The organism is Kaistella antarctica, from assembly GCF_900109615.1.
Lineage (GTDB): Bacteria > Bacteroidota > Bacteroidia > Flavobacteriales > Weeksellaceae > Kaistella > Kaistella antarctica.
Genome location: NZ_FOIX01000001.1, coordinates 295,389 through 317,900, shown reverse-complemented (window position 1 = coordinate 317,900; position 22,512 = coordinate 295,389). Strand labels below are relative to the sequence as shown.

At 37.5% G+C, this 22,512-nt stretch carries 18 protein-coding genes; 10 read left to right on the top strand and 8 right to left on the bottom strand.

Translation table 11 applies throughout. The features are described 5' to 3' along the window. Positions 1–80: 80 nt before the first annotated feature. From BMX49_RS01545 to BMX49_RS01520, 6 genes are all read left to right on the top strand, one after another. Entirely contained in the window at positions 81–1,319 is a 1,239-nt protein-coding gene (locus BMX49_RS01545) for an OmpP1/FadL family transporter (protein ID WP_034717997.1), read from the top strand. Between the two features lie 14 nt (positions 1,320–1,333). Beyond that, complete coding sequence (locus tag BMX49_RS01540) at positions 1,334–2,875, top strand: SGNH/GDSL hydrolase family protein (RefSeq protein WP_034717994.1); 1,542 nt, start codon at positions 1,334–1,336, stop codon at positions 2,873–2,875. A gap of 90 nt (positions 2,876–2,965) precedes the next feature. Then, positions 2,966–3,904, top strand: coding sequence for a ribose-phosphate pyrophosphokinase (locus BMX49_RS01535; protein WP_034717992.1), 939 nt, complete (start codon positions 2,966–2,968; stop codon positions 3,902–3,904). Between the two features lie 47 nt (positions 3,905–3,951). Next, positions 3,952–4,584, top strand: coding sequence for a 50S ribosomal protein L25/general stress protein Ctc (locus BMX49_RS01530; RefSeq protein WP_034717989.1), 633 nt, complete (start codon positions 3,952–3,954; stop codon positions 4,582–4,584). 277 nt (positions 4,585–4,861) lie between these two features. Beyond that, positions 4,862–5,485 (top strand): energy transducer TonB, encoded by a 624-nt coding sequence (locus tag BMX49_RS01525; RefSeq protein ID WP_246005099.1) that lies wholly within the window; start codon positions 4,862–4,864, stop codon positions 5,483–5,485. Between the two features lie 58 nt (positions 5,486–5,543). Continuing rightward, positions 5,544–5,975: a nucleoside deaminase gene (locus BMX49_RS01520; protein WP_034717988.1), complete on the top strand. Its 432-nt coding sequence runs from the start codon at positions 5,544–5,546 to the stop codon at positions 5,973–5,975. A gap of 40 nt (positions 5,976–6,015) precedes the next feature. Here BMX49_RS01520 and BMX49_RS01515 read toward each other — a convergent pair whose 3' ends face one another. The 3 genes from BMX49_RS01515 to BMX49_RS01505 form a co-directional block, all read right to left on the bottom strand. Then, on the bottom strand, positions 6,016–6,777 hold the full coding sequence (locus tag BMX49_RS01515; protein ID WP_034717986.1) for a type III pantothenate kinase: 762 nt from the start codon (positions 6,775–6,777) through the stop codon (positions 6,016–6,018). A 68-nt stretch (positions 6,778–6,845) separates the two neighbouring features. Then, entirely contained in the window at positions 6,846–8,690 is a 1,845-nt protein-coding gene (locus tag BMX49_RS01510) for a M1 family metallopeptidase (protein ID WP_034717985.1), read from the bottom strand. Positions 8,691–8,897: 207 nt separating this feature from the next. Further along, the gene (locus BMX49_RS01505; protein WP_034717984.1) at positions 8,898–10,577 is read right to left on the bottom strand and encodes a DUF6909 family protein; all 1,680 of its coding nucleotides are present in this window, start codon (positions 10,575–10,577) and stop codon (positions 8,898–8,900) included. A gap of 313 nt (positions 10,578–10,890) precedes the next feature. On the opposite strand from BMX49_RS01505, the gene BMX49_RS01500 reads away from it, so the two are divergent. Together BMX49_RS01500 and BMX49_RS01495 are read left to right on the top strand one after the other, a co-directional pair. Next, on the top strand, positions 10,891–13,089 hold the full coding sequence (locus BMX49_RS01500; RefSeq protein WP_034717980.1) for a glutamine synthetase III family protein: 2,199 nt from the start codon (positions 10,891–10,893) through the stop codon (positions 13,087–13,089). A 325-nt stretch (positions 13,090–13,414) separates the two neighbouring features. Further along, positions 13,415–14,101, top strand: coding sequence for a C40 family peptidase (locus BMX49_RS01495; RefSeq protein WP_034717978.1), 687 nt, complete (start codon positions 13,415–13,417; stop codon positions 14,099–14,101). Between the two features lie 317 nt (positions 14,102–14,418). Here BMX49_RS01495 and rodA read toward each other — a convergent pair whose 3' ends face one another. Genes rodA through BMX49_RS01470 form a run of 5 tightly spaced genes read right to left on the bottom strand, consistent with a single transcriptional unit; the run spans position 14,419 to position 20,062 of the window. Next, on the bottom strand, positions 14,419–15,648 hold the full coding sequence (rodA, locus tag BMX49_RS01490; protein ID WP_034717977.1) for a rod shape-determining protein RodA: 1,230 nt from the start codon (positions 15,646–15,648) through the stop codon (positions 14,419–14,421). Further along, positions 15,645–17,660 carry a penicillin-binding transpeptidase domain-containing protein gene (locus tag BMX49_RS01485; protein ID WP_034717975.1) on the bottom strand — a complete coding sequence of 672 codons (2,016 nt, stop codon included), beginning with the start codon at positions 17,658–17,660 and terminating at the stop codon, positions 15,645–15,647. The genes rodA and BMX49_RS01485 overlap by 4 nt, the downstream gene beginning before the upstream one ends. Beyond that, the gene (locus tag BMX49_RS01480; protein ID WP_034717973.1) at positions 17,657–18,163 is read right to left on the bottom strand and encodes a hypothetical protein; all 507 of its coding nucleotides are present in this window, start codon (positions 18,161–18,163) and stop codon (positions 17,657–17,659) included. Before BMX49_RS01480 ends, BMX49_RS01485 begins: the two co-directional genes overlap by 4 nt. Beyond that, the gene (gene mreC, locus BMX49_RS01475) at positions 18,160–19,011 is read right to left on the bottom strand and encodes a rod shape-determining protein MreC (protein WP_034717971.1); all 852 of its coding nucleotides are present in this window, start codon (positions 19,009–19,011) and stop codon (positions 18,160–18,162) included. Before mreC ends, BMX49_RS01480 begins: the two co-directional genes overlap by 4 nt. Before the next feature lie 25 nt (positions 19,012–19,036). Then, positions 19,037–20,062 (bottom strand): rod shape-determining protein, encoded by a 1,026-nt coding sequence (locus BMX49_RS01470; protein ID WP_034717969.1) that lies wholly within the window; start codon positions 20,060–20,062, stop codon positions 19,037–19,039. Positions 20,063–20,314: 252 nt separating this feature from the next. Here BMX49_RS01470 and hemA point away from each other — a divergent pair, with 252 nt between their 5' ends. Both hemA and hemC read left to right on the top strand, forming a co-directional pair. Then, a complete protein-coding gene (hemA, locus tag BMX49_RS01465; protein ID WP_034717967.1) occupies positions 20,315–21,589 on the top strand; it encodes a glutamyl-tRNA reductase in 1,275 nt (424 codons plus the stop codon). Then, positions 21,576–22,490: a hydroxymethylbilane synthase gene (hemC, locus tag BMX49_RS01460; RefSeq protein WP_034717965.1), complete on the top strand. Its 915-nt coding sequence runs from the start codon at positions 21,576–21,578 to the stop codon at positions 22,488–22,490. The genes hemA and hemC overlap by 14 nt, the downstream gene beginning before the upstream one ends. Positions 22,491–22,512: the final 22 nt, after the last annotated feature.

Sequence of the window (22,512 nt, the reverse complement as noted above, 5' to 3'; positions counted from 1 at the left end):
GCATTTGTTTAAAATGATTTAAGAATAATTAACATTTGTTTAAAAAATAATTTTATATTTGGCACATTAATAATGATTTTATGAAAAAAATAGTTTTAACAACAGTATTGTTAGCTGGTGTTCTTGCGCAGGCTGGAGGCTTTAGAGTTTCTCTGCAAGGTGTCAAGCAATTGGCAATGGCGCACACTAGTGCTCACGCAGAGGATGCGAGTGTTACCTTTTTTAATCCAGCGGGAATGTCTTTCATCCCAGCTAAACTGAGTATCGCAGCTGGTGGATTTGGCGCAAAATCAAGTGTAACTTATCAAAATCTTTCTACTCTCGAATCTTTCGATACCAATAACCCGATTGGAACTCCAATTTATGCAGCAATTGCATACAAAGTTTTGGATAACGTTTCTGTCGGTTTCAGTTTTTCAACGCCTTTCGGAAGTACTATCGAATGGCCATCAGATTGGGCAGGTCGGGAAATAGTTCAGCGTTTGGAATTAAAAGCATTTTATTTTCAACCGATGGTTTCATTTAAATTAGCTCCATGGGCTTCTGTGGGTGGTAGCTATATTTATGCAAAGGGACTTGTAAATTGGGATAAGGCGGTGACGCAATTAGGCGGAACGCTAAACCTAAAAGATGATAAAGCCAGCGGAAGCGGATTTGGTTTAGGGTTTTATTTTCAGCCAACTGATAAGTTAGACGTGAGTATCGCTTACCGATCTCCTATTGATATGGAAGCTGAAAACGGAACCGTAAGTTTCGATATTTCTCCGGCATTATATCCTAGTTTGGGTCTTGATGCTTCTGGAAAAGATTCATTTAAAGCAACACTGCCTTTGGTAGACGAATATACCATCGGTGTAACGTACAAGATAACTCCAAAATGGTATGTTTCAGGAGATTTCAACTACACTGGTTGGGATCAGTATAATCAGCTTTCATTGGATTTTGCAAATGCACCGATTGGTAACCAACCAAATGATCCAACGATCTTGGTTAGTCCGAAAAACTTCAAAAGCACCCAGACATGGAGAGTTGGAACTCAATACCAAATTAATGATATGTTTGCAGCACGTGCCGGATATTACTATGATCAATCACCTTATGCTGATACAGACTTCCAGGCAGAAACGCCATCTTTTGATACGAACGTATTTACAGCAGGGGTAGGAATCAATGTTATGAAAGGATTTGGAGTTGATATCGCTGGTGGGATTGCATTTCCAAAAAGCAGATTGGTGAGCAATGCATACAATAATTTCTACGGACAGGCGAAAGCTAAAGCATATTACTTTGGTTTAGGTTTATCATATAACGCATTTTAAGACTTAATTTAATTATGAAAAAAATATTAATTTCAACAATAGCTGTTTCAGCATTATTTTTTACAATAAGTTGTGATACAGATTTTGAAACAGATGTAACCAATATTCAGGTAACGAACGGAGAGGCGAATTTTACAAAATTTGTTTCTGTTGGAAACTCCTTAAGTTCAGGTTATAGAGATGGCGCTTTGTATAGCGATGGGCAGATGGAATCTTTCCCTTCGATGATGGCTCAACAAATGCAGCTTGCCGGCGGTGGTGTATTTACACAACCAATGATGCCAAATAATGTTGGTGGATTTACAAGTCTATTTGCTGCTTCTGGTATGAAAGATTTCTACGGAAAATTGACCCTTAAAGTGGTGAATGGTTCTTTATCTCCAACGCCAAGCGCTCCTGCTGCAGATATCGATATCATCGGTGGTCCGGGAAAAATGTTTAACAATATGGGTGTTCCCGGTGCGAAATCTTTCCACTTAGGAGCTCCTGGATACGGTAACCCTGCAGGTTTAGCAATTGGTGCGGCAAATCCTTACTTTGTAAGATTCGCAACAGGACCAAATGCTTCTATAATTGGTGATGCAATGGCTCAGGCACCTACTTTTTTCTCTCTTTGGATTGGGAATAACGATGTTCTTTCTTATGCCACAAGTGGAGGATCAGGAATTGATCAAACGGGTACGGGCAATAATCCTACAACTTATGGTTCAAATGATATTACAGATCCAGCGGTTGTTACTCAAGTAATTAACGGTTATGTAACTGCTTTAACTTCAGGAGGTGCGAAAGGAGTGATTGCTAATATTCCAAATGTAACTTCAATCCCTTTCTTTACAAGAGTACCTTATAATCCATTAACACCAGCGTTATTAGGATCTAATATTACTGCGTTAAATACAAGTTTATATGGACCATTGAAACAAGCGCTTACTGCTTTTGGAGCTGGGAGTAGACTAAATCTATTATCTGCTACAGCAGCAAATCCATTATTAATTGTAGATAATGATTTACCAAATCTTTCTGCACAACTTACTGCTGCTTTAACGCCTTCTTTAGGAGCGCCAACAGCTGCAGCTTTCGGTCAGATTTACGGTCGTGCAAGACAAGCTACTTCGAAAGATCTTGTTCTTTTAACAGCGAGCTCTGCAATTGGAGCTACTGTTGCAGGTGCGCCAGCAAGCATCAACGTAAATGGTATTTCTTATCCGATGGCTAACCAATATGTATTGACAGAAACTGAAACAGCAAAAGTTTTAACAGCAACTGCAGCGTACAACGCTTCAATTAAATCTATTGCTACAGCAAAAGGTTTGGCATTTGTAGATGCGAATGCTAAAATGATGGAACTTTCATCAATATCTGGAATTCAGTTTGATGGGGTAAAATACACGGCAAGTTTTGTAACAGGCGGAACATTCTCTTTAGATGGTGTTCACCTTACAGGTAGAGGTTACGCTTTAATCGCTAACGAGTTTTTGAGAGTGATCAATCAGAAATACAAATCAACTTTACCAATGGTAAACGTGAATAAGTATCAAGGAGTAACTTTCCCATAATCCTTATTTAAAATTTATAATTATAAAACCACTTGAATTCCGTCGAGTGGTTTTATTTTTTTAAATTTGCACATCTAAAAAAAAGTAAAAATGGCTGAGCAGGCGAGTTATTTATTCTCTACCCGAACAAGTAAAGTTTTGGCGGAAAAAATTGCCCGATTTTATGGGCAAGAAATGGGGAAAATTATTTTCCAAGAGTTTAGTGATGGTGAGTTTGAACCCATTTTGGAGCAATCCGTCCGTGGTGGGCGGGTTTTTTTGATTGGATCTACTTTTCCACCAGCAGACAATCTTCTTGAGTTATTGCTCATGATTGATGCTGCGAAAAGAGCATCTGCAAAAAGCGTCACGGTTGTTCTTCCTTATTATGGGTTGGCCAGACAAGACCGAAAAGATCAGCCCAGAGCGCCAATTGGAGCGAAGTTGGTCGCCAATCTTTTGACTGCAGCCGGAGCAACACGAATTATGACCATGGATTTGCATGCAGATCAAATTCAAGGATTCTTTGAAATTCCTGTAGATCATCTTTACGCTTCCACCATTTTCATCGACTACATCCAAAAATTAAATTTGAGCGATCTCACCATTGCGTCACCAGATATGGGTGGCGCAAAAAGAGCGAAAAATTACGCGAGTCATCTTGGAGCTGATGTGGTTATTGCCTACAAAGAAAGAAAAAAGGCTAACGTCATTGAAGAAATGTTTTTGATTGGACATGTTGAAGGAAGAAATGTAATTCTTATTGACGACATGATTGATACCGCAGGAACACTTTGCAAAGCTGCTGATATCGTGATGGCAAACGGTGCGAAAAGCGTTCGGGCAATGGCCACCCACGGAGTTCTCTCAGGAAAGGCCTATGAAAATATTGAGAAATCAAAATTGTCAGAAGTAATCGTAACCGATACCATTCCTGTAAAAACAGAATTATGCTCGAAGATTAAAGTATTGTCTTGTGCCCAACTTTTTGCGGATGTGATGAAGATGGTTCACGAGAACAAATCAATTAGCGATAAATTTATTATTTAAAAATAAAATGATATCTTTGCACACTTAAAATTTTTTAATATATTATAATGAAATCAATTACAATTCAAGGTACAAAAAGAGAAAGCGTGGGCAAAAAGTCTACTAAAGCCTTACGTGATGCTGAATTAGTTCCTTGTGTTGTTTACGGAGGTGAAGAAACCCTAAATTTTTCTGCAGAAGAAAGATCTTTCAAAGGTTTAGTTTACACTCCTGAAGCACACACGGTATCTATTGAAGTTGACGGAAAAACTATTTCTTGTATTCTTCAAGACATCCAGTTTCACCCATTAACTGATAAAATTTTACATGCTGATTTCTATCAGATGTCAGATGATAAACCAGTAGTTATGGAAGTTCCAGTAAGACTTACAGGTCGTGCAAAAGGTGTTGTTGCCGGTGGTTCTATGAGACAATCATTCAGAAAACTGAAAGTAAAAGCAATCCCAGCAAACTTGCCAGACGAAATCGTGGTAGATGTTACTCCACTTAAGATTGGCAGCAAACTTTATGTTGGCGATGTGAAAGCTGAAGGTTTCATCTTTATGCATCCAGACAATGCAGTAGTAGTTGCTGTTAAAATGTCTAGAACTGCAGCCAAAGGTGGTGCAGGTGATGATGAAGACGAAGAAACTGCAGTGGAAGGAGAAGCTCCAGCAGCTGAAGAAGCAAGTGCAGAATAATCTACACTTTATATTAATAAAGTCCCGCCCAGCAATGAGCGGGATTTTTTTATACACCTTTCTTGGCGGTATTATTTGGGCAGCTTCATCCGTCTTCCGTTCCCGCTATTTTTTTCCCTTCCTATTGCCACCGCAAAAAAAATGAGCTTCACTCAAGCCGGGCTGCAGATTTGGTATTTTAACAAAATCTGTATCTTAACTTCAATCGTATATAATAGTACGCGTTCAACATTGTCAATTTTTTTAATTAGTTTTACTTTAATAAAAACCTATTTCTGTGTTCAAAAAATTATTCAGCATCTTCTCTTTATTCCTTTTCACTATTTCTTTCGCACAGCAGACTGAAGAGTTTAAAATGGTGAAAAACTATTATGACTATCAACGAACAATGCTGAACCGTGAATTCAAAAAGAGATTTGATAGAGAAGCAAACAATGCGAATAAGATCGCCGTTCAAAATGATTTCCAAGAATTTATGTTGAAGCTCGATAGTATTCAAAATAATGCGATGGTCAATGCGTTGGTGACCGTGAAAATACGGGAAGATCTCAGCAGACTACAAAATCAAACTTTGACTTCAAACCAAAATCCAATAAAATCTCAATTGAGCAGTAACGCAAATTATCCAGGTGGTTTCAATTTAATGCGGCAGCAAATTATTGATTTATTTTATACAGATGCTGTTTTAACTGATCACAAAATGATGAAAGCAGATTTGCTCTTCGTCGTTGAAAAAGACGGTTCTGTAAGTTCCGTGAAAGCAGAAGGCGATAATTTTTCTTTTAATAAACAGGCAGAAATTGCTTTTTATCTTCTTCCCGAAAAGTTTTCGCCTGCATTTATTAATGGAACACCAATCCGTTATCAATTCAGACTTCCTGTCGCCATGGATTTTAAATAGAAATATAAAAATCTTCTTTCCAACACCCAACACCCAACATCAAAAATCTAACTTCAACATGTTTACCGACAAATATTACATGAAAATGGCGCTGCAAGAAGCCCAATCTGCTTTAGAAAAAGAGGAGGTACCGATTGGATGCATCATTGTTTCAAACGATCGTATTCTGGCGAAAGCACATAATCTGACCGAAACTTTAAATGATGTGACTGCACACGCAGAGATGCAGGCAATCACTTCAGCAGCTAATTATCTTGGCGGAAAATATCTGCAAAACTGTACCATGTATGTCACGCTGGAGCCGTGTGTGATGTGTTCAGGTGCGCTAAACTGGTCACAGATTTCGAAAGTGGTAATTGGAGCGCGAGATGAACAACGCGGTTTTATCAACAAGCACTTAACGCTTCATCCGAAGACCGAAATTATTCTGGGTGTGATGGAACATGAATGTTCTGTAATTGTGAAAGAGTTTTTTAAGAATAAAAGATAGCGACTCCTCTTTGAATTAAATTTCTTCAACTATCAACTAATCATAAATCTTTACCTAAATAATACAATCCTTTCAAAGTATGCAGTCGGTCTGCAATGTGAATTTTCTCGGTCAAAGGTTTGTAAACATGCGAAACGCCACCGGTGGCAATTACGAAACAGTCAGCTTTAACTTCTTCGTTGATGCGGTCTACGAATCCTTCAACCATTCCCAAGTAACCGTATACCATTCCACTTTGCATGCAGGAAACCGTATCTAAACCCAAAACAGACTTTGGTTTTATTAATTCAATTTCCGGTAGTTGTGCGGTGTCGTGAATCAAAGAATTAAGGGCCGTAATAATTCCAGGTGCGATGATGACGCCGAGGGTTTCACCACTTTCATTAATACAGCTTGCGGTTAATGCCGTGCCGAAATCGAAAACAAGTTTCTTTTTATCAGCTGGATAAAGATGATGTGCGGCTACCAAATTAGCATAAATATCAGTTCCCATCTGTTTCGATTTTGGCTCCACTCCAGAGGGAGTGTTTCGGTCAACAATAATGGGTTTCTTATTATGAATTTTCTGAATAGCGCGGGAAACGTCGTAAGTTAATTGCGGCACGACCGACCCGATGATGATTTTTTCAATTTTCTCAGCGTCAATTCGATGGGTTTGATACATCATCATAAACTGCATCTGCATCTCGTCGCTGGTTCGGTAGGGTTTGGTATTTAGAATCCACGAGATATCGCAATTGTCATTTTCAAACAATCCGAATCTGATATTGGTGTTTCCTATATTGATGACGATGGAACTCATTTAATTTTATTTTGCCGTCGGTTTTGCCTACGGTTATCGTTATTGAACTCTGCGGACTCTCTTCCCTATTACTTTACTTCTACCAGATTATCTTCCAAATTTACATCGGCTAATCTTTGCGAAAAATCAATGCCCAAAGCAGAAATCTGTGACTTATTGTATGGAATTGTTAAGGTATATTCCTTTTGCGTCCATGGCCAATATGCTTCAGTTTTGAAATCTCCATAGATATCTTTCGTTTTCCAAGTGTGCGTCATGTTTAATGGAATTTGAAAATTAACTACTTTTTTGTCAGTTGTTAAAATAGAGAAGTCAACAGGCATTGGAACAGTTCCTTTATTTTCTAAAATGATGGTGGTGTAATTTTCTTCGTATTTCACGTCTTTAATTCCGTAATCAATGGTTTTGGTGGTGTTGATCCAATAATGGAGAAACCACTTTAAATCCATCCCCGCAATTTTTTGGGCGATATGCATGAAATCTCTATCAGTCGGATGTTTCAAATTCCATTCGTTATAAAATTCTTTCATAACCAAAGCCAAATTTTGCTCGCCCATGATATAGCCTAACTGAACCAGAAAAAGTTCGCCTTTATAATAGGTTGCGAACGAATAAGCGGTTCCATTATCGTGGTGATCGCCTAACCAACCAGCTGGTTCTTCAATTCCTTTTTTCACAAAAGTTCTGTATCGGTCGATGCTTACGGTGAAAGGATTCGCTTGGGGCGTTTTTGGTGGGAACAATTGATGCATAATGTAATCGTCATAATAACTGGTAAAACCCTCATCCATCCACGGACGAACGCTTTCGTTGTACGCCATCATTTGCTGGTTCCAAGAATGTCCACCCTCGTGTACCATTAAACCAACCAAGCCATTTAAACTTGTTGCTTCACCCAACATCATAGTGCCCATTCCGTATTCCATTCCGCCGTCACCACCTTGAATAAAGGAGTAGGAAGGATAAACATATCTTCCGTAAGTCGCATTCATTATCTGGAAAAACTTGGTCACATAAGGTTTCGACTCTTCCCAATATTTAGTTTTTTCTGATTTTTGATAAACGTAATAAATCTTTGGTCCATCTAAAACCACAAACGATTCTACGGTATAATCACGATCAGCCGCCCAAGCGAAATCGAGCATGTTCTTCGCGGTCCATCTCCAAGTTGCTTTGTTATCTTTATTGGTTTTAATGTTTGCTTTTGCATCATATCCTTTTACTTCGTTAGGATTTTCTAAAGTTCCACCAGCGCCAATAACATAATTTTTATCAATTTTAATGTTGACTTCAAAATCTGCGAACGGAGCATGAAATTCTCTTCCGATGTAATCAAATGTTGCCCAGCCGTCGTAATCGTATTCGGCAATTTTCGGGTACCATTGCGTTACGGTCATGTCGATTCCTTCCCGGTTGTTCCGACCTGCGCGACGAATTTGCATCGGGATTACGGCATCCCATTCCATGGTGAAGGTAGTTGACGAATTTGGCTTAATAGGTGAATTTAAATACACTTTCATCACCGTTCCCTGAATTTCAAATTGCAAGGTTTTCCCGTTTTGTTTGATCCAGTGAATGTTTTGGGCTCCTTCCTCTTCTTTCGGAATAGAAGCTAAAGTAGAAATTCCATTCTTTTGTAAACGTGAATCTCCATTTTTTCCTTGGCTGGCCACTCTTTGATCCATCATAGAGCCGGGTTTGAAAGCGTTCCAATATAAATGATAATATACTACGTTCAATTCATCTGGTGAATTATTAGTGTAAATTAAAGTTTGATTTCCGTTGTAAGTGAAGTTTTTGGCGTCGACATCAATATCCATTTTGTATTGAGCATGTTGCTGATAGTAGGCGTTTTTTTGTGCGGACAATAAGCCAAAAAAAAGGGTAAGAATAATAAGAAATCCTTTGTTCATAGTATTTTTAATTTTGAAATGGAAAGATAGGAATTTTTGTTTTTATGAAGAGATTTAAACAAAGAAAAAACCCTTTCAGTATTTCTTATTACTAAAAGGGTTGGTGTTTATTCTAGCTCTCCGCCCCGACTTGAGTGGAGCTCTTTTTGCGCAACGAAGTGAAGCAAAAAAGCGGGAACGGAAGGCGGATTAAGGCGCCAAAAAAAATTATTTCTTAGGTTCTGACGAAGCTAAAATTTTCTCTAATATCCTTAAAGTAATTAAGTAAGTTGGTTTCACTCCTGTTAGTCCCAATCCACCAGAAGAAAGGGTAGATCCCGTTTCCAAAGGATTATCTGAAGCATAATACGCATACATTACAAAAAGATCTTCTGAAATATGGTGACGGATTTTCGAAGCAACTTGAATTGCTTTTTGATAATGCGCACCTTCCATTTCCAGACCGATTGCCTTCCAAGACGTATCCATAAAATAACGAAGAATATCTTTATTCTGAAGGGAAGTTCCTAACACGGTAACCATTCCACCTTCAAAAGCCTGAATTTCATCATCTTCAAAATCTGCTAATTTTAAAGCATTTTCAAAAGGATAATTGTCGGCAGTTCCTTCAAACACGTGAGAGGTTGGAATCATGATGTCTCCTTTGCCACCCATTAAAATTCCGGCTTTCCCCATTATTGAAATGGATTTCACTTTCATCGTATAGATTTCACCGTTGAAGTCATATGGTCGTAAAAGCTCGTCCATTACTTCATAAGCTTGCTCGCCAAAAGCGTAATCAAAAACCATGATCACGTCATCTCCACCATATTTCATTCCTGCGAAAGGCGTGTTTTTCAAATCGGTTTTTGAAAGATCGATAATCTGTACATCGATATTACTTCCACTTTGGTCATCGATATATATTAATCCCGCCTCTTGAGAATGCTCGAGTATTTTTTCCTGCAGAGATTTTTTATTAGAAATCTCTTCGTACATTTTATAATCTACCATTTTGGTGACTTTCTTACCGATGGAATCATTGGCAAAAAGCATATTTTTCACGGAGTGCATGTTGGCGGAAATAATGTGCAAAGGTCTCATCTGCAAATTGTTTTCTGCTAAAACCTGTTTTACTTTATTTGCCCATTTTTCGCCAAAGAAGTGATGTCCAACTCGTTCTCGAAGAATAGATGAGAAATGAACTTCTCTCTCTCTTATTTTTTTATAATCAATAAAACTTTCGTTTCCTAAGTTATAGATGATTTTAAATAATCGATCAGGATTTTGATCATCGCCGAAATTATTATAAGCGTTTAAAGTTTCATCAAACGTTCTACCTAATAGTGAAGAAAGATGAATTAGGGCTACTTCTTTTTCTTTCCTGCTCAGTTTTTTCTCTCCTGAGGCTGCCTCTTCAATGATGGTCCAGGCTCTGCTTGGTTTATCACCACGTTCAGAAACGAAGGCTAGTTTTCGAATTTTATCTGCTTCTATATATAAGAAGGTAAGGTGAGTTAGAATATCATAAATTTCCGAACGTCCCAATAGAACCTCGATGTTCATTTGATGTTCGTCGATGCGATAACAGTTTCTTCTTCTTTTCTTTGGAACAATTACTTCAAAACTCCCTTTGTCGAATCCTTCATCAGAAGTTAGATGAATGAATGAACATTCCTCAATTCCTTCTGGAAGTCGATCTAAAACATAAAGAAGTCCGTCTAACTCTATCTTATTTGGAACGCCCATGGTTCCATAAATTTCTGGGTTGATTGTCGTAAGTAGTGACCGAAGGCTTTCTCCGGAGATTCCCGCTGGTTTGAAAAAACCGCGATAGAATAAATGACGCATAGAAACATAAAGACGCTCGATTGCTTCAGTGGTTTCTCTAGCTCTTGAATTTACCATAGTGTAAAATTTCATACAAATATAAGGATTTAGATCTCATATGTCGATTGTTCATGAATAGGTGTTTATAATTAATGATTTATTAAGATTGGGTTGATGTTATTTTTTGTTCTCCAAATCCTAAATTAATTTTTCTTGATTTAAAGAGGTTTATTTTCTGTAAACGACACTAAATCCGTCTGAAATTATATTTAATGAAATTCGCGTTAGAACTCATTTATAAAAAAATTTAAATTCTACCCCCTTATTTTTAAGGGTAATTGCGTTTCGTTTCATATTTTTTGTAAATTTGCCCCACAAAATATACTATACAATGTCAAGTTTAAGATTTAAAGCGCTAGAATTGATTTCTCAAAAAGATTTTAGAAAAGATAATGCCATACAAGTTCCTCCAAAATTATCGACTCTTTTTTGTGAAAAAGTTTTTTCGGAAGAAACCATGCGCGAGTATCTAACAAAAGAAGCTTTTACCTCCATTCAAAATGCTATTAAAAGTGGCGTAAAAATCCAGCGCGACGTTGCAGATCAGATAGCTGTGGCAATGAAAGATTGGTCTTTAAGTAAAGGAGTTACCCATTATACACACTGGTTCCAGCCATTGACAGGCTCCACCGCTGAAAAACATGATTCTTTTTTTACCCCTTTTGAAAATGACCGTGCAATCGACCGTTTTTCTGGTGGAATGTTAATCCAACAAGAGCCAGATGCTTCTTCATTCCCGAACGGTGGAATTAGAAATACTTTTGAAGCACGTGGTTACACCGCGTGGGATCCAACGTCTCCAGCGTTCATTATGGGAACTACGCTTTGCATTCCATCTATTTTCATTTCTTACACGGGTGAAACTTTAGATTATAAAGCACCTTTGCTTAGAGCATTGAATGCTGTAGATGAAGCTGCAACAGACATTTGTCGCTCTTATTTTGATAAAAATGTAACCAAAGTAATTCCGACCTTAGGTTGGGAACAAGAATATTTCTTGGTTGATTCTGCTTTATATAACTCAAGACCTGATTTAGTAATTACCGGAAAAACACTTTTAGGGCATTCACCGGCGAAAGGTCAGCAACTGGACGATCATTATTTTGGGTCAATTCCAACGCGGGTGATGAACTTCATGAAGGAATTAGAAATCAAAGCAATTCAATTGGGAATTCCGGTAACGACCCGACATAATGAAGTAGCTCCAAATCAGTTTGAATTGGCGCCCATGTATGAAGAAGTGAATGTCGCTGTTGATCATAATTCATTATTAATGGATTTAATGGCGAGAGTTGCGCACAAACATCATTTCCATATACTATTCCATGAGAAACCTTTCGCTGGAGTAAATGGAAGTGGAAAACACAACAACTGGAGTTTGGCTACGGATACCGGTGAAAACCTTCTAAGTCCTGGGAAAAACCCTAAAAAGAACTTACAGTTTTTAACTTTCTTTGTCAATACTTTGAAGGCTGTCCACGATTATGCGGATCTATTAAGAGTAAGCATCGCTTCTGCTGGAAATGATCACAGATTGGGAGCCAATGAGGCGCCTCCTGCTATTATATCTGCTTTTATTGGATCACAACTATTTGGCGTCTTAGAGGAGTTAGAGAAAGTGAAAGATGGAAAATTATCTCCCGAAGAAAAAACTGATTTAAAACTGAATGTGGTTGGTAAGATTCCTAATATTTTATTAGACAATACCGATCGAAACAGAACTTCGCCTTTTGCCTTTACCGGAAATAAATTTGAAATCAGAGCAGTTGGGTCTTCAGCGAATTGTGCGGAAGTAATGACCGTGATGAATTCGATTGCAGCTAAACAATTTAAAACTTTCAAAGTAGAGGTCGATACTTTGGTGGAAAGTGGTCTGAAAAAAGATGAGGCGATTTTTAATGTATTGAGAGAATACATCAAAGTTTCGAAAAACATTATGTTTGAAGGCGACGGTTACTCTGAAGACTGGGCGATCGAAGCTGCGAAACGTGGATTAAATAATTTAAAAACAACACCACAAGCTTTAGGTAGGGAGTTGGATCCCAAATTTGTTGAGCTTTATGAAGAGCTTGGCATTTACACCCATCGGGAGATGGAAGCGAGAAACGAAATTAAATTAGAAAAATATTCTACCACGATTGCGATTGAAGCAAGAGTGATTGCGGACATTGCGAGAAATCATATTATTCCTTGCGCTCTGAAATATCAGAATAGACTCATTGATAACGTTAAAGGGTTGAAAGAAATTTTCGAAAACGATGAGTATAAAACCTTGGCGAAAGAGCAGATGAGTTTAATCAGAGATATCTCTGGTCACGTGAGCATCATTAAAGTAGAGGTGGAAAATTTACTCGTCGCGATTGAAAATGCTAAATCGAAAAATACTTCACGTGAAATGGCAGATTCATTTTGTGAAGAAGTTATTCCGTTTTTTGCTAAAATCAGAAATTCCTCCGATGAATTAGAGATGATGGTTGATGACGAACTTTGGCCACTGACCAAGTACCGAGAACTATTATTTACAAGATAGACATTTGTCTAATACTAACTATAAAGCCCCATGAATGGGGCTTTATTTATTTTCAGTTGTTTAAGGTTTCCTATATATAGAGGAATTCGATATTGCCAATAGATTTAAAGTATAAATGTTAACGAATCACAATAAAAATAAAATCGCAGCGCCATATATAAAGGGATTGCGAGGGTTTTTCTTTTAACATTAGAAATGATAACGTTAAAATGTGTTAAAATAGCAAACTGCTTAGGGTGTTTTCACCCTCAGTTTTGCCTGAATACCTACTTTTGTATTGCTTTTTACAAACAAATATTGTGTTTTAACACATAATTATATATCTATGAAGAAAAGAGTCTTGTTTTATTGCGCTGCTGCATTTGCAACATTTTCGATGCAGTCGTGTGTTACCAACTATGTTGTTTCAACTCCTACAACTTATGTTAACGAATACAAATCAAATGCCAAACTTGCATCTATAGACAATAAGAAATTGGCAGTTGCTAAAGAACAATTGTTAAGTAGTTTCCAAAATGAACAAATGGCAGCCACCAAGAGTTTAGAAACTATTGTTAAGAATCAAGAAATTGCAAAAGCAGTTCGTTTCTCAAAAAAAATCGATGATATTTTAACTGAAGCAGAAACTTATTTAGGAACTCCTTACAGATATGGAGGAATGACTAGAAATGGAATCGACTGTTCAGCGTTCGTTTTGTCAGTTTTCGGAGCAACAGCCGGGATGAGTTTGCCAAGAGTAGCAGCTTCTCAAGCACAAGAAGGTGAGAAAGTGGAAAAAAGCGAACTTCAAAAAGGAGACTTAGTTTTCTTTTCACAAGGCAGAGGCAGAATTTCTCATGTTGGAATCGTGGAGAGTGTAAATGAAGAAGGCGATATCAAATTTATTCATGCAGCCACCTCAAGAGGTGTGATGATCTCATCACTTGCTGATTCGTACTGGGGACCAAAATTTAGATTCGCCAAAAGAGTGTTATCGCAAGATGCATTCGACGATAATTTCGCAAATAATTAAGATAAAATAATTGATATTTTAGAAAAAACCACCGATTCAAGGTGGTTTTTTTGTGTCGGAGATTCAGGGTTTATTTCTTTTCTGAAGCAACTCTATTTTCGCTTCTTACAAAACCCAGCCCGCTGTGCACTATATCTATTGTTCCGCTCCGCTTCAAAATAGGATACCGTTTCCATCGCGGCTAAATTCACAACCTTATTTATTTTCAAAAAATCAACAATGTTTTTTCGAGAATCTATATTTTCTACCTTTAACTATCAACTATCAACTATCAACTATCAACTATCAACTATCAACTATCAACGGCCACTCCTGTTCTACACCAAACTATTCCGATCGGTGTAATTCAGTTTAAAAAAGATAAAGGTCATCATGGAAAATGCTAGGAGTGAACTTCCACCATAACTAAAAAATGGAAGCGGAATTCCCACCGTTGGGAAAAGACCCATCACCATTCCTAAATTAATAGAGAAGTGCATCAGTAAGATGGAGGCGAAACAATAGCCAAACACTCGGTTAAAAGCGGATTTCTGTTTTTCTGATAAGTAATAAATTCGTCCAATAAAGATTGAATAAAGGATTACAAGCAAAGAACTTCCAAAAAATCCCCATTCTTCTCCAACGGTACAAAAGATATAGTCGGTACTTTGTTCAGGTACAAATTTCCCTTGTGTTACTGAACCTTCCCGATACCCCTTACCAAAAAAACCACCAGATCCGATCGCTGTTTTGGAATACAATAAATTATAACCAGACGTATCACGAAAGGCTTTTTCTCCTTTATATAACACCTCGATTCTTTCTCGTTGGTGTTTGGGTAATTTCTCCAATATATGAGGAGCTCCGTAAGCTAATCCACAAAGAATTCCGACACCGCCTATAATTGCCGCGACCGATAAAATATTCCAGTGAATCTTATAAGAGTTTAGAAAAAGAACAATCGCTGAGATCAAAACTATTGCAATCACAATATAAAGTGGATCAACTGCAAGCGCAACGAGAAAGACACTAGCGAAAATTAATCCCACACCAAATACCCAACCCGACATTCCTTCGCGAAACAATGCGATAAGAAAGGCAATAAAGACAAGTAAGGAACCAACATCTGGAATCATTAATACGACAATAGCGGGAATTCCGATGATGGCCACCGAAGTCCAGATCGATTTTTTATATTTTAAATTGAAATCAGGACCAGAAACATAGTTGGCTAACATTAACGCAGTTCCCAACTTCGCAAATTCTACGGGCTGCAAACTAACTGCACCGAATTTGTACCAGTTTTTCTGACCAAGAATTTCTGTTCCAAAGGGAAACAATCCAATGAGTAAAAGAACTCCAGCGATATAAATTATTCCTGCCATGTTTTCGAAGAACTTGGCTCTCGTTACGAAAATAATAAGACCAACAAAAACAGAAACCGCCAGCCAAACTGCTTGTCTGGTGCCGCTGGAAGGATCTACACTATAAATATTTGCCACTGCGAAAGTACACAGCAGAAAATAAAGAGCAAGTCCTAGTTTGTCAATGCCTTGTGCCCACTTCATCTTTTCGCGCCGTTTTTTAATTTCTGTAAAATAGAATCTCTCTTATAAAGCAGTTTTCCTTTTTGATTCGCGTTGGTCGCTGTTCTTAATTCATTCTGAATTTTATTCAAATAAACAGAATCCTTGCTGGGTTCCTTATAAAGACCTTTTCTCTTCAGTTCAACGACCCACTGTCTTTGGTACTCAGGCATAAAGCTCGCGTTGACCAATTTATTATAAAGTTGCTCGCGTTTTAAATCTCCTGTTAAATATCTTTCTGCAATCACCACTGCTGCTGGTCCTGCCCAGGTTGATCCGAAACCAGCATGTTCCATAACGGCCGCAACCACGATTTTAGGATTATCTGCGGGCGCTGCCAAAACGAATATCGAATTATCTTTTCCTTGTGGAACTTGGGCCGTTCCAGTTTTTGCCAGCATGGTAAAATCATTTGATTTTAACCCACGAGCCGTTCCGCGTAGAACTACCGCTTCCATTCCTTTAATGATCGCATCGAAATGTTTGGGATCTACCATTGTTTTATGTTTCACCCTAAATCGAGGGTCAGGATTTGGTTTTCCATCAATCGACTTTACGATATGTGGAGTAAAATACCAACCTTTATTTACAATCGCTGCGGTAGAATTCGCCATTTGCAAGGGCGTTAGCAAAACATCTCCTTGTCCCATTCCATTAAAGATAGAACCGTTCATGGTGTAAGCAGAAGTCCAATCTTTTTTACCACCACTTCTCTTTTCATAAAATTCACCGGTTGGGATTCTGCCTTTTGAACCGACTGCTAAGTCATTGTTAAGAAATTCTCCCACGCCGAAACTGCTCATAATTTTTTTCCATTCATTCACTCCCCGGGTCGGATCGCCAGGATATTTGTTCATGATGGCGATAAAAGCGTAAGAAAAATAGCAGTTACTTGAACTCTGAATTGCTGGTATTAGTGGATCCGCACCACCATGTCCTTTAACTCTTAGGCCGCGATAATTAAAACCTCCACCACAAGGAAAAATTGTATTTTCATCCATTACTCCCATTTGCATTGCAGCTGCTGCAGTCAATAATTTAAAGGTAGAACCGGGTGGATAAGCAGCCTGTAATGATCGGTCAAATGTTGGACGATTGTTATAAACCGTATCCATTTGTAAGCGATAAAGATTTTTGGTTTTTTGGGGACCTGAGAAAAGATTGGGATCAATATCTGGACCGGTGGCTAAGGCTAAAATTTCACCGTTTGTAGGGTCAATCGCGACAATTGCGCCTTGTTTATTGACCAACATCTCTTCTGCCATGCGTTGTAGATCGTAATCAATAGTCAGCGTGATATCTTTCCCCGTAATAACATCTTTGTCTAAGGCGCCATCTTTGTAGGAGCCAATACTTCGTAAGCGAATATCTTTTTGAATGTATTGAATTCCTTTGGTACCGCGAAGGTCATTTTCGTAAGACTTTTCAATTCCTGTTTTACCGATGAAATCCCCTGGAAGATAATAGATAGAATCCTTTTTTAACTCCCTTTCGTTGACTTCATTGGTGTAACCTAAGAGATTTCCGGAAGTAGAAACTTCATATTGTCTTTGAGGTCGCGAAACGATACTAAAAGCTGGATATTTAAAAATGATTTCTTGAATTCTTGCAATTTCCTCTCGACTCATATTTTTCATAAAAGTCATTGGAGTCAGTTTCGAATAGTATTTTTCGCTTTTAATAGATTTAATGGTTTTAATGAAATCTGTAGGACTAATCCTAACCAAATTGCAAAATTCTAAGGTGTCGAAATCAGGCTTCATTAAAGCTTCGGTGAAAGAAATTTCGTAAGCTGGTTGATTTCCCACCATGATTTTGCCATTTCGATCGAATATAACTCCACGTTGCGGAATGATGTATTCAGTTTTAATTGAAGTGTTGGCCGCGTTCAAGGCATAGCGATCTGTTAACAGCTGCAAATAGGCAAGCCGTGCTATGAAAATAATAGCAATAACAGATAGAAGAATGGTAATTTTTAAAAATTGTGGTTTCAAACTTTTTGTTTGATTTTAAATGCCAAAGCGTAAATAAAAATAAAGATAAACGAAATGGCACTGGTTGCCAAAACATTCAAAAATATATCGAAGAACTTACTGAATTTAAAGATTTCGAGATATTGCACCAGCACTTGATGAAGGAATATACTCACAAAAATAAAGAGCAAAAATTGTGTCCATTGCAAAGATTGGAACGAGAAGAAATCCGTAGAAGTATCTGTGGAAGTTCTAAAAATCACCGTTCTAAAATAAGCGATTGTAACAGTTGCGAAGGCATTAATCCCCCAAGTATAAAGAAAGGCGTCAATTCCTAATCCTAAGATAAAGCTTAAAGCCAGGAATTGATATTTATTTCTGAAGAAGGGATAAAACATCACAAAAACCGGATATAGAACTGGAGTGTATTTTCCGAAAAGCGTAATTCTATTCAACACAAAAATTTGCAATGCAATAAGCAAAACAATAATCAGAATATCTGTAAAAAGGGTTCTACTTATCATTTCTCTCTTTTGATGGTCGCTTGCAAAGTATCTTCAATTTTGCGAACCTCTGCTTTTCTAAGGTTTTTCACGACGTATATTTTACTCAAGTTCCCCATTTTCTCGCTCAGTTCTACAGAGATATCCCAAAAGCCTGTTTTGCTGTCTACTTCGTAACCGGCAACTTTACCAATCATAATTCCTTGAGGGAAAATAGCTGATTTTCCATCGGTAACTATCGTGTCACCAATTTGTAAGGGAACGTATTTCGGGACATCAGATAAATGCATCAATCTGGAATCGTCACCTCGCCAGGTTAAGGTTCCGAAATAGCCGGACTTTTTCAACGAGGCATTAATTTTAATTTTATTTAAACTTAAAATGGACTGTACCAACGAATAAGAATCGGTGGTGTTGATGACAATTCCTGCAATTCCGCCTGGTGCCATCACGCCCATCTTTGGCATAACGCCATCTCTCTTTCCGCGGTTAATCGTAAAGTAATTATCTTTTCTGTTGATGCTATTGAAAACCAAGTCACCATCGACAAAAGTGTAAATTTGGCCGCCTCCTATGGTATCGTGAACCTTTCTAAATTCGGGATTTGTTGCAGATTCTTTGCCGTAAAGTTGCAACATCAAACTTTTGTTTTGAGCTACCAATTGATCATTGGTTTGCTTCAATTTTAAGTAAGATGTTCCTTCGTCAATATACCCAGAAACCCACGAGTTGAATGCCGCAGATTGTCCCGCAATCCATGACTGTTGCATTGAGTTTCTGCTGAAAATCAATACGATAGCTATGAGTTGCAGAAATATAAAGAAGACAAATAAACTGTTCTTCGAAAATAATCTCAGCAAAAATCCCATTCTTTAATTTCGTAAAAAATTATAATTATCTAATTAAGAAGTTGAATTTATCCATGTTTTTTAGAGCGATTCCCGTTCCACGAACTACGGCTCTTAATGGATCTTCAGCTACGAAAACCGGTAGACCAGTTTTTTTGTGAAGACGATCTGCAAGTCCTCTTAATAATGCGCCACCACCAGCAAGATAAATTCCTGTTTTGTAAATATCAGCAGCTAATTCTGGTGGAGTTAATGAAAGGGTTTCCATTACGGCATCTTCAATTCTGATAATTGATTTATCCAAAGCTCGGGCGATTTCTTTGTAGTTTACCATAATTTCTTTTGGCTTACCCGTAATTAAATCACGCCCTTGAACTGGAATATCTTCAATATCCACGTCAAGATCTTCAACAGCTGAACCAGCTTCTATTTTCACTCTCTCCGCAGTTCTTTCCCCAATATATAAATTGTGATGCGTTCTTAGATAATAAGCGATATCATTGGTAAATACATCACCAGCAATTTTTACAGATTTGTCGCAAACGATTCCTCCAAGGGCAACCACCGCAATTTCTGTAGTACCACCGCCTATGTCGATGATCATGTTGCCTTCTGGTTTTTGTACATCAATTCCGACACCGATCGCTGCAGCCATTGGTTCATAAATCAAACGAACTTCTTTCGCGTTTACTTTTTGGGCAGAATCTCTTACCGCTCTCTTTTCAACTTCAGTAATGCCAGATGGAATACAAATTACAATTTTCAGCGTTGGCTGAAAAAACTTTCCTTTAATACCAGGAATTTGCTTAATGAACTCTTTAATCATATGCTCAGACGCGTGAAAATCAGCGATTACGCCATCTTTCAAAGGTCTGATCGTTTTTATATCTTCATGGGTTTTACCCTGCATATGTTTTGCCTTCTCTCCAACAGCAATTGGTTTTCCACTTGAGCGCTCAATCGCCACAATAGATGGCTGATCAACTACAATTTTATTGTTGTGTATAATAAGTGTGTTCGCCGTTCCTAAGTCAATCGCAATATCTTGCGTAAACATATCAAATAACCCCATTTTGTCCTAATTTTTTTAAGTGTACAAAGATATAAATTTAGAACCGTTCTAAAAATTAGATTGCTGCTAATTTTGGTTAAAATTTTGATAAAATTTCACGGCTGTTCTATGATAACTTTTTAATTATCAAAATATTTCACTCTTAACAAAATTTTAGTAGTTAATAACTGTGAATCATTGATTTTGGTGATAATCTTCATATTTTAGATCCTTTACCAATTCAATTTAAAACCTTAAATTTGCGATTGCTCTATGATTAAGGATACTAACATTCATCAAACCGCTAATTTCGCCGTTCTCAGCGTCAGTTTTGAAAAAGCCGATGCGGAAATTCGGGGCAAATTTGCTTTTTTTGATGACAATGTAAAATATTTTGTGAACGAAATTCATGATATGAATTTGGGTGATGCTTTCGTGGTTTCCACTTGCAACAGAACCGAAATTTATACCACCACTCAAAATTATCTTTTGATTGCCGAATTATATTGCAAAATTGTCGGCGTAAGTTTGACAGATTTTATGCAATATGTTCATATTCTAAAACGAGAAGAAGCACTTAATCATCTTTTTCGGGTGGCTGCTGGATTAGAGAGTCAGATCATTGGTGATTTTGAAATAATCGGACAAATTAAAAATGCTTACCATCGTTTTAGAAAAGAAAAAAAATATTCGAATCCTTTTATGGAAAGGGCCATTAATTCAGCCATTCAAATTTCCAAAAGAATTAAGAACGAAACTGGGATATCCAACGGTGCAGCCTCAGTTTCTTACGCTGCTGTTCACTATATTCTAAAAAATCAAACCCAAATTTCCGACAAAAACATTCTGCTTCTTGGAGTAGGAGAGATTGGTCAGAATACCGTGGAAAATTTAGTAAAGCATGTGTACAAGCCAAGAGTTAAAATAGCCAACCGCTCTTCTGATAAAGCTGAAAAAATCGCTGAAAAATATAAAATTCCTTACATAGAATTTGACAGTTTTCAAGATGAGTTGGGCAAAACAGATATTTTGATTGTCGCGACTGGCGCTCAGCATCCCATTATTAATAAATCTCATTTCCCCAATGGAAAAGAAACGTTGGTGATCGATCTTTCGATTCCAAATAATGTGGAAAAAGATATTACCGATAATGAAAATGTAAGTTTGGTCGATGTGGATCAGTTATCTCTTCACATCAATGAGACGATGGTGCAACGTCAAAAGGAAATTCCTAAAGCTGAAATAATTATCAAGGAGATGACGAGGGATTTCTTAGACTGGGAAAAGAAAAGAAAATTGGCTCCAAATATTCATCATTTCAAAGCAATATTGAAGAATATGGAGCGAAATGAAATGCATAAAATTCACAAGAAGCATCAATATGTCGAGGTTGATGATATGCAACTTTCTGACAAAATGATTCAGAAAATTACAAATCGTTTCGCCAAGTTTATTATTGATAATCCTTGGAAAGCTGAAGAAATTAGTAAATTAATGCACGAGATTTTAGTAGAACAACCAAATAAAGAGTTCAATGAGAAGCATTAAAATAGGCACCCGAAACTCGCCGCTCGCTTTATGGCAGGCACGGGAAGTTGCCAGAAATTTGCAAAACAATAATTACAAAACAGATATCACTCCTATCATATCATCAGGAGACAAAAATCTGACTCAACCGCTTTATACGATGGGAATCACTGGTATTTTTACCAAAGATTTAGACATCGCTTTACTGCATAAAGAAGTAGATATTGCCGTTCATTCTTTGAAAGATATTCCTACGCAACTTCCAGAAAATTTAGAGATTATCGCAGTTTTAAAGCGTGATTATCCACAAGATGTATTGGTAAGAAAATCGACTTCCAAAAATAAGGAATTGCACGAGTTAAAAATTGCGACTAGCAGTTTAAGACGACGAGCTTTCTGGGCAAAGCATTATCCGGAAACTGAATTTTTTGATATCCGAGGAAATGTGCAAACGCGCCTCCAAAAATTAGAAGATCAAGAATTTGATGCTACTTTGTTTTCTTTGGCAGCAATTGAAAGAATGAGCTTATCAATTGAATATGAGTTTCTTCCGATCATGATTTCTGCTCCAGCGCAAGGCGTAGTTGCTGTAACTGCAAGAGCTGATGATGCAGATATCAAAGAATATTTCAAAGACGTTGATCATCGTGAAACCAGAATTTGTATTGACATTGAAAGAAATTTCCTGCGAACGTTAGAAGGAGGTTGTACGGCGCCAATTGGTGCTTTCGCAGAAATTAATGAAAAAGATGAAGTACGATTTATAGGGAGATTATGTTCGCTTGATGGTAAACAATCCATCGAAATTGATGAAATATTCACTTGGAATGACCAAGATAATTTTGGAGAAATCTTAGGACAAAAAGTTTTAGAAGACGGCGGAAGAACTTTGATGCAAGAAATTAAATTACATCTTCAATAAACTTCGCACTCATATTAAATAA

Excerpts from the sequence above, each read along its gene's own strand:
- rodA (WP_034717977.1), bottom strand. The coding sequence starts at position 15,648 with ATGAAGTGGGCACAAGGCATTGACAAACTAGGACTTGCTCTTTATTTT.
- hemA (WP_034717967.1), top strand. The coding sequence starts at position 20,315 with ATGATTAAGGATACTAACATTCATCAAACCGCTAATTTCGCCGTTCTC.
- mreC (WP_034717971.1), bottom strand. The coding sequence starts at position 19,011 with ATGGGATTTTTGCTGAGATTATTTTCGAAGAACAGTTTATTTGTCTTC.
- BMX49_RS01510 (WP_034717985.1), bottom strand. The coding sequence starts at position 8,690 with ATGAACAAAGGATTTCTTATTATTCTTACCCTTTTTTTTGGCTTATTG.
- hemC (WP_034717965.1), top strand. The coding sequence starts at position 21,576 with ATGAGAAGCATTAAAATAGGCACCCGAAACTCGCCGCTCGCTTTATGG.
- BMX49_RS01520 (WP_034717988.1), top strand. The coding sequence starts at position 5,544 with ATGTTTACCGACAAATATTACATGAAAATGGCGCTGCAAGAAGCCCAA.
- BMX49_RS01495 (WP_034717978.1), top strand. The coding sequence starts at position 13,415 with ATGAAGAAAAGAGTCTTGTTTTATTGCGCTGCTGCATTTGCAACATTT.
- BMX49_RS01535 (WP_034717992.1), top strand. The coding sequence starts at position 2,966 with ATGGCTGAGCAGGCGAGTTATTTATTCTCTACCCGAACAAGTAAAGTT.
- BMX49_RS01545 (WP_034717997.1), top strand. The coding sequence starts at position 81 with ATGAAAAAAATAGTTTTAACAACAGTATTGTTAGCTGGTGTTCTTGCG.
- BMX49_RS01500 (WP_034717980.1), top strand. The coding sequence starts at position 10,891 with ATGTCAAGTTTAAGATTTAAAGCGCTAGAATTGATTTCTCAAAAAGAT.
- BMX49_RS01470 (WP_034717969.1), bottom strand. The coding sequence starts at position 20,062 with ATGGGGTTATTTGATATGTTTACGCAAGATATTGCGATTGACTTAGGA.
- BMX49_RS01530 (WP_034717989.1), top strand. The coding sequence starts at position 3,952 with ATGAAATCAATTACAATTCAAGGTACAAAAAGAGAAAGCGTGGGCAAA.
- BMX49_RS01515 (WP_034717986.1), bottom strand. The coding sequence starts at position 6,777 with ATGAGTTCCATCGTCATCAATATAGGAAACACCAATATCAGATTCGGA.
- BMX49_RS01480 (WP_034717973.1), bottom strand. The coding sequence starts at position 18,163 with ATGATAAGTAGAACCCTTTTTACAGATATTCTGATTATTGTTTTGCTT.
- BMX49_RS01505 (WP_034717984.1), bottom strand. The coding sequence starts at position 10,577 with ATGGTAAATTCAAGAGCTAGAGAAACCACTGAAGCAATCGAGCGTCTT.
- BMX49_RS01540 (WP_034717994.1), top strand. The coding sequence starts at position 1,334 with ATGAAAAAAATATTAATTTCAACAATAGCTGTTTCAGCATTATTTTTT.